The sequence below is a fragment of the Streptomyces sp. NPDC002156 genome (genome assembly GCF_053593675.1).
The window spans coordinates 1-6,974 of record NZ_JBSFDA010000291.1 but is presented as its reverse complement, the minus strand read 5'-3'; the positions used below and the strand labels follow the sequence as shown (position 1 = coordinate 6,974).

Sequence of the window (6,974 nt, the reverse complement as noted above, 5' to 3'; positions counted from 1 at the left end):
AGGGCCTCGCGCAGCTCCTCGACGAGCGCGTCGCCGGGCGGCCCGTCGGGCCGGGACACGGCGGCCCGCCAGCGCCCGAGCCGCGCGACGGCGTCCTCCAGCACCTGGTCGGTCCACTCCCAGTTGGCCCGGTAGTGGTGGGCGAGCAGGGCGAGCCGTATGGCGGCCGGGTCGACGCCGTCGCGGCGCAGCGCGGACACGAAGACGAGGTTGCCCCGGGACTTCGACATCTTCTCGCCGTCGAGCGCGACCATGCCGGCGTGGACGTACGCCTTGGCCATGGGGAACTCGCCGGTCAGCACCTGGGCGTGCGAGGCGCCCATCTCGTGGTGCGGGAAGGCGAGGTCGGAGCCGCCGCCCTGGACGTCGAAGCCCATCCCGAGGTGGTCGAGGGCGATGGCGACACACTCGATGTGCCATCCGGGGCGACCACGGCCGAGCGAACCGCCGTCCCAGCTCGGCTCGCCCTCGCGGGCGGCCAGCCACAGCATCGGGTCGAGCGGGTTCTTCTTGCCGGGGCGGTCGGGGTCGCCGCCGCGCTCGGCGGACAGCAGGCGCATCGCGGCTGAGTCCAGGTTGGACACCTTGCCGAAGTCGGGGTCGGACTCGACGGAGAAGTAGACGTCCCCTTCGAGTTCGTAGGCGGCGCCCGCGTCCCGGAGCCGCTCGACGAGCGGGACGATGCCGGGTATCGCCTCGACAGCGCCGATGTAGTGCTTCGGGGGCAGCATCCGCAGGGCGGTCATGTCCTCCCGGAAGAGAGCGGTCTCCTTCTCGGCGAGCCCCACCCAGTCGATCCCGTCGCGCACGGCCCGCTCGAGGAGCGGGTCGTCGACGTCGGTGACGTTCTGGACGTAGTGAACCTGCCGCTTGGTGTCGAGCCACACGCGTTGAACGAGGTCGAACGCGTTGTAGGTCGCCGCGTGACCCATGTGGGTCGCGTCGTACGGGGTGATGCCGCAGACGTAGATACGGGCGACGGGACCGGGGTCGAGGGTGACGAGACCGCCGGTCGCGGTGTCGTGGATCCTCAGGTCGCGGCCCTGACCAGTCAGGGCGGGGACCTCGGAAGCGGGCCAGGCATGCATGTCATGAGCGTAACCGGACGGATGTTCCGTATACGAGCCGGACGGGGTCCAGATGGCCGGGAAGGGGGTCTTGCGAGATTCGTCTCACTGCCTTAGGTGCGGGCTGGTGGGGTTGTTCGCGCAGTTCCCCGCGCCCCTAAAAGCGCCCCCGCCTCGCTGCGGGCATGCGTGCCGCTAGGGGCGGCTCCCATCCCACAGAGAGCGGCACCCCGTTGACGCCGGGCTGCGTGACCCACCCCCAGCACCAGTCCCGCGCACCCTCACACCGGCGGCCACGGGATCGCCGGCCACTCGCCGCTCGGTTCCGGGTGCTTGCCGGACGACAGCAACGCCTCCACACGTACGCGCGTCGCGGCCACCTCGGCCGCAGTGATCAGTTCCTCCAGGCGGGTGCTCAGTGGTGCGCCCGGTTCCAGGCCGTCCCGCAGGGACTTGAGGACCGACACCGCCTCCGCGGGAAGCGGCTCCCCCGCCCAGCCCCACAGCAGCGTCCGCAACTTGTTCTCGGCGTTGAAGGTGACCCCGTGGTCGATCCCGTACAGCCGCCCCGCCTCACCCGGCAGCAGATGCCCGCCCTTGCGGTCCGCGTTGTTGATCACCGCGTCCAGGACAGCCAGCCGCCGCAGGCGTTCGTCGTCGGCGTGTACCAGTAGTGCCGTCCTGCCCTCGCCCACCTCGGCGAAGCCGATCGCCTTCCAGCCGGGTCCGGGCTCCTCCCCCTCGACCAGGGCGAGCAACCGATCCCCCGCTTCCGCCTCCGCGTCGATCCACAGCTGGCACATGCCCTCGCCGTACGGCCCCTCGCGCAGCACCGTCGGCGGTACGAGCCCCCAGCCGGTCGCCTCGGAGACCTCGTACGCCGCCAGCTCGCGCTCGGCGAGGGTGCCGTCGGGGAAGTCCCACAGGGGACGTTCACCGGCCACCGGCTTGTAGATGCAGGCGGCTTCCTGGCCCTCGTACGAGACCGTGCAGTACAGCGCCGCGTTCGACGCCTCGCTGATGCGCCCGCGTACGGTCAGCTCACCCTTGGCGAGCAGTTCGGCGGGCGTGCCGGTGGCCGTCACGCTCCGCGGCGGTATCCGTTCTGGCGCGGACATACATGTCCTTCCGGGTCGAGCGGGAGGCTGCACAGGGGGCACGGCGGCCGGCCGGCGTTGACGACGTCGAGGGCCCGCTTGGCGAAGGCGCGGGCCTGCGCGCCGGTGAGGCGGACGCGCAGCATCGGGGGGCCGTTCTCCTCGTCCTGGAGGAGCCGCTCCTCGGCCTCCGCGAGGTCCTCCTCGGAGTCGGCGTCCAGCTCCACCAGGGCCTGCGCCTCGACGATCATGCGCTGCTCGTCGCCGTCCCAGGCGAGCGCCATGGTGCCGACCCGGAACTCCTCCTCGACGGGGGTGTCGAGGGGGCGGGTGTCGGACACCTCGGTGGGGGCCACTGCCGGGACGGCGGCGTTGCCCCCGCTACGGCGTACGACCTCGTCGAGCAGTTCGTCCATGCGTTCGGCGAGCGCGGCGACCTGGGTCTTCTCCAGGGCCACGCTGGTCACCCGGGGGCCTGCGGTGGCCTGGAGGAAGAACGTACGGCGCCCGGGCAGTCCGACCGTACCGGCCACGAAGCGGTCCGGGAGGTCGTAGAGGAACACCTGACGGGACACGTCCTGTCTCCATTGAATCGAATGAATCTGGATCTGATGAATCTGGATCTGATGATTTTCAGCATCCGCGGCGCTGCCGCGACCGCTTCACCCTACTGCTGCCGACGATCACGGTGCGCCCGCACCACCCCCTACCGTCGCCTCCTCGCCAGGCGGTTCCTCGCGCGGCACCAGGGAGGCGAAATCGCCGGTGTCGCCGAGGCGAACGAGAAATGGCCTGAGACGGGTGTAACGGATCGCGGTGACGGAACACGGATCGACGGACACCCGCTGGAAGAGGTCGAGATGGAGCCCGAGAGCGTCGGCGACAAGGGACTTGATGATGTCGCCGTGGGAGCACATGAGGTAGACGGCGTCGGAGCCGTGATCGGCCTCCACGCGCGCGTTCCACTCGCGTACGGCTTCGGCGGCGCGGGTCTGCATGGCCCGCATGGACTCACCGCCGGGGAAGGCGGCGGCGGTCGGGTGACTCTGGACGACCTGCATCAGGGGCTCGTCCATGAGTTCGGCGAGCTTGCGCCCGGACCAGTCCCCGTAATCGCACTCCGAGATCCGCTCCTCGGTGTGCGCCCGCAGCTCCGGCCGGGCGTCGAGCAGGGGCCTGACCGTCTCCTGGCAGCGCTGCAGCGGGCTGGTGACGACCTCCGAGATGGGCAGCTCGGCGAGCCTCCCGGGCAGCGCGGCGGCCTGCGCGGCACCCCGTTCGTCGAGGGCGACGCCGGGCGTACGGCCGGCGAGCACCCCGGAGGTGTTGGCGGTGGAACGTCCGTGCCGGACGAGGATCAGCGTGGGCATGCGGACCAGCGTAGGCGTACGGGTTCCAGTGGTACGCGGGAGTGCGTTTCCGGCCGGACGGCGGGAGAATACGCACCGTGATCGTCGACTGCGCCATCTACCGTGACGGACGCCGGACCGAGGGTCCCGAGGACTTCTCCGACGCCCTCGACGAGTGCCGCACGGGCCGGTCGTCCGGGGACGCCTTCGTCTGGGTCGGGCTGTACGAGCCCACGGAGAAGGAGTTCGAGCGGGTCACCGAGGAGTTCGGACTGCACCCCCTGGCCGTCGAGGACGCCCTCAACGCGCATCAGCGGCCGAAGCTGGAGGTGTACGACGACTCGCTGTTCGTGGTGCTCAAGCCGGTCGGGTACGAGCCGAAGGCCGACATCGTCTCCTCCGGCGAGATCATGGTCTTCATCGGCGATTCCTTCGTGGTGACCGTGCGGCACGGCCTGGAGGCGCCCCTGGCCGCCGTACGGCACCGGCTGGAGGCGGAGCCCGAGATGCTCCGGCACGGCCCCACGGCGGTGCTGTACTCGATCGCCGACGCCATTGTCGACCACTACGTGGAGGTGGCGGACGAGCTGGGCACCGACCTGGAGGAGCTGGAGGCGGAGGTGTTCTCGCCGTCCGGCGGGGGCTCGCGCCACACGGCGTCCCGCATCTACACCTTCAAGCGGCAGATCCTGGAGTTCCGCCGCGCCACGGGCCCCCTGGCGGCACCGCTCGGCAGGCTCTCGGGCACGGGCCTGTTCGGCGCGCGGGTGCCCTTCGTCCACGAGAAGGCCGAGCCCTTCTTCCGGGACGTCAGCGACCACCTCACGCGCGTGAACGAGTCCGTGGAGGGCCTGGACCGCCTGGTCTCGGACGTGCTGTCGGCCCATCTCGCACAGATGAGCGTCCGGCAGAACGACGACATGCGGAAGATCTCCGCGTTCGCCGCCATGGCCGCGATCCCCACGATGGTCGCGGGGATCTACGGCATGAACTTCGACCACATGCCGGAGCTGCGCTGGGCGTGGTCGTATCCGGCGCTGATCGTGGCGATGGCGGTGGTGGAGGTGCTGCTGTACCGGATGTTCAAGCGGAGGGGCTGGCTGTAGGGCCGTAACCCTGTTGCTCAGGCGAACTCGGGTGCCGTGGTCGCCGGGCCGCCCAGCGCGTTCCGGCGTTCGGGCATCCGCAGGGAGACCATGCGGCGCCAGCCGACGGCGCGCTCGTAGACGTACACCGCGCGGATGCCCGCCGCGAGGACGGCCGCCTTGGGACGCGGCCAGCCGAGGACACGCCCCATGTGGGACATGACCGCGAGGCTGACGTCCCGGTAGACGCGGATCTCGGCGAGCGCGCACTCGCGCAGCGTCCGCCGGATGGCGCGGCCGTGTCCGGCGGCGGCGAAGCGCAGGAGTTCCTCGTGGCAGTAGGCGAGGTGGTTGTCCTCGTCGTTGGAGATCATCCGCACCGCGCGGCCGAGGTCGGGGTGGTCACCGAAGTACTTGCGCAGCAGGTCCATCTCCTCGGAGGCGCGCTGCTCGGTGACACGGCTGTGGGCGAGGTAGGTGACGATGTCCTGCACGGTCAGCGGCTCGTCGCCCTTGAGCTTCTCGTGCGCGAGACCGATGCCCTGCCGTTCCAGCAGCATCGTGTAGTCGGTGTCGGCCGGGACGTCAACGGGCTGGAGGCCGCGCTTCTTCATGAGGGCGTTGAAGATCCGCCCGTGCTTGTCCTCGTCCGCGCCATGGCGGGTGATCTTGGGGGCGAGAGCGCGTTCGTCCGCCGGGACGAGCGCGGCGATACGGGCGTTCTCCCAGCCGCCCTGTGACTCACCGCTGGCCGCGATGGAGCAGAAGAGACGGAAGGAATCGTCGTTGTCGAGGATCTCCTGGAACAGACTCCTGGCCGAAAGCATCAGAGGCACCTCTCGCAGTTCTGCGTTCTGCAGGGTTCCGCAAAGAAACCAGTCAAAGAACGAGTCAAATGCGGTGCCAGGGACGCTGCAACAGCTGTGTCGGACAACTCCGCCAAAAGGAGGACCAGGAGGGGCGCGTCGGGACGTAAGTGCGAGGGTGTGGAGGGTGTGCGGGGCGTAACCGCGGGGCCGCCGACGCGTTGTGTTCCATGACGGCCGTGGCGGGGAAGACCCCCGAGCCCCCACCACGGCCGCGGAACTTTCCTACGGCTGCCTACGCCAGTCCGGCGCGCTCCAGGGCGTCGGTGCCGGCCCGGAGCGAGGCGATCCGCTCGTCGAGCGTGAAGCCGGCCGGGGCGAGGGTGAGCGTGGTGACACCGGCGGCCGCGTAGGCGCGCATCCGGTCGGCGATGCGGTCCACCGAGCCGAGCAGCGTCGTCTGGTCGATCAGGTCGTGCGGAATGGCGGCCGCGGCGCCTTCCTTGTCGCCGGACAGGTACTTGTCCTGGATCTCGGCGGCTTCCTTCTCGTACCCCATGCGCTGGGCGAGCTGGTTGTAGAAGTTCTGCTTACGGCTGCCCATGCCGCCCACGTACAGGGCGGTGTACGGCCGGAAGGTGTCGGCGAGCGTGGCCACGTCCTTGTCGTCCCCGACGGCGAGCGGGAGGGTGGGACAGACATCGAACCCTTCGAGGGTCTTCCCCGCCTTCTCGCGCCCCGCGCGCAGGTACTGGATGGCGGTGTCCTCGATGTGCGCGGCGGACGGGAAGATCAGCAGCGCGCCGTCGGCGATCTCGCCGGTCTGTTCGAGGTTCTTCGGGCCGATCGCGGCGATGTAGAGCGGGATGTGCTCGCGCTCGGGGTGGACGGTCAGCTTGATGGGCTTGCCCGGGCCGCCGGGCAGCGGCAGCGTCCAGTGCTCGCCGTCGTGGGAGAGCCGCTCGCGGCTCATCGCCTTGCGTACGATCTCCACGTACTCGCGGGTGCGGGAGAGCGGCTTGTCGAACTTGACGCCGTACCAGCCCTCGGAGACCTGGGGGCCGGAGACGCCGAGGCCGAGGCGGAAGCGGCCGCCGGAGAGCGAGTCGAGTGTCGCGGCGGTCATCGCGGTCATCGCGGGCTGGCGGGCCGGGATCTGGAAGATGGCCGAGCCGACGTCGATGCGTTCGGTCTGGGCGGCGACCCAGGTGAGTACGGTGGCGGCGTCCGAGCCGTAGGCCTCGGCGGCCCAGCAGACGGCGTATCCGAGCCGGTCGGCCTCCTGGGCGACGGCCAGATTGTCCGCGTCCATTCCGGCACCCCAGTAGCCGAGGTTGATCCCGAGCTGCATGGCCGATTCCCCTTACCGATCAGTAACGTCCCTTGTGCGACCGACACTAGCGTGTGGACGCGAGGATGTCGGTGGGGCATGCATCTCGCTGACCGGGAGTTCGGGGAGCCCTGAAGTTCCTCGCCCCCGCCGCCCCTACCCATTCCCATCCCCTGGGGGCTGCGCCCCCAGACCCCCCTTGTCCTCAAACGCCGGACGGGCTGACAACCCAGCCCGTCC

At 70.2% G+C, this 6,974-nt stretch carries 7 protein-coding genes; 1 reads left to right on the top strand and 6 read right to left on the bottom strand.

Going from position 1 to position 6,974, the window contains the following annotated elements:
* The 4 genes from mshC to ACWCRB_RS48215 form a co-directional block, all read right to left on the bottom strand.
* Window positions 1-1,088 (bottom strand): cysteine--1-D-myo-inosityl 2-amino-2-deoxy-alpha-D-glucopyranoside ligase (mshC, locus tag ACWCRB_RS48230; RefSeq protein WP_451002130.1); only part of this gene is annotated, 1,088 nt, incomplete at its 3' end.
* Between the two features lie 260 nt (window positions 1,089-1,348).
* On the bottom strand, window positions 1,349-2,185 hold the full coding sequence (locus ACWCRB_RS48225) for an SCO1664 family protein (RefSeq protein ID WP_451002129.1): 837 nt from the start codon (window positions 2,183-2,185) through the stop codon (window positions 1,349-1,351).
* On the bottom strand, window positions 2,149-2,739 hold the full coding sequence (locus tag ACWCRB_RS48220) for a DUF3090 domain-containing protein (RefSeq protein WP_451002128.1): 591 nt from the start codon (window positions 2,737-2,739) through the stop codon (window positions 2,149-2,151). The genes ACWCRB_RS48225 and ACWCRB_RS48220 overlap by 37 nt, the downstream gene beginning before the upstream one ends.
* A gap of 108 nt (window positions 2,740-2,847) precedes the next feature.
* Window positions 2,848-3,534, bottom strand: a complete 687-nt coding sequence (locus ACWCRB_RS48215) for a histidine phosphatase family protein (protein WP_451002127.1) — start codon at window positions 3,532-3,534, stop codon at window positions 2,848-2,850.
* A gap of 77 nt (window positions 3,535-3,611) precedes the next feature.
* Here ACWCRB_RS48215 and corA point away from each other — a divergent pair, with 77 nt between their 5' ends.
* Entirely contained in the window at window positions 3,612-4,619 is a 1,008-nt protein-coding gene (gene corA / locus ACWCRB_RS48210; RefSeq protein ID WP_451002126.1) for a magnesium/cobalt transporter CorA, read from the top strand.
* Between the two features lie 17 nt (window positions 4,620-4,636).
* Here corA and ACWCRB_RS48205 read toward each other — a convergent pair whose 3' ends face one another.
* Together ACWCRB_RS48205 and ACWCRB_RS48200 are read right to left on the bottom strand one after the other, a co-directional pair.
* Entirely contained in the window at window positions 4,637-5,425 is a 789-nt protein-coding gene (locus tag ACWCRB_RS48205) for a ferritin-like domain-containing protein (RefSeq protein ID WP_451002125.1), read from the bottom strand.
* Window positions 5,426-5,699: 274 nt separating this feature from the next.
* Window positions 5,700-6,755 (bottom strand): LLM class F420-dependent oxidoreductase, encoded by a 1,056-nt coding sequence (locus tag ACWCRB_RS48200; protein ID WP_451002124.1) that lies wholly within the window; start codon window positions 6,753-6,755, stop codon window positions 5,700-5,702.
* Between the last annotated feature and the right edge of the window lie 219 nt (window positions 6,756-6,974).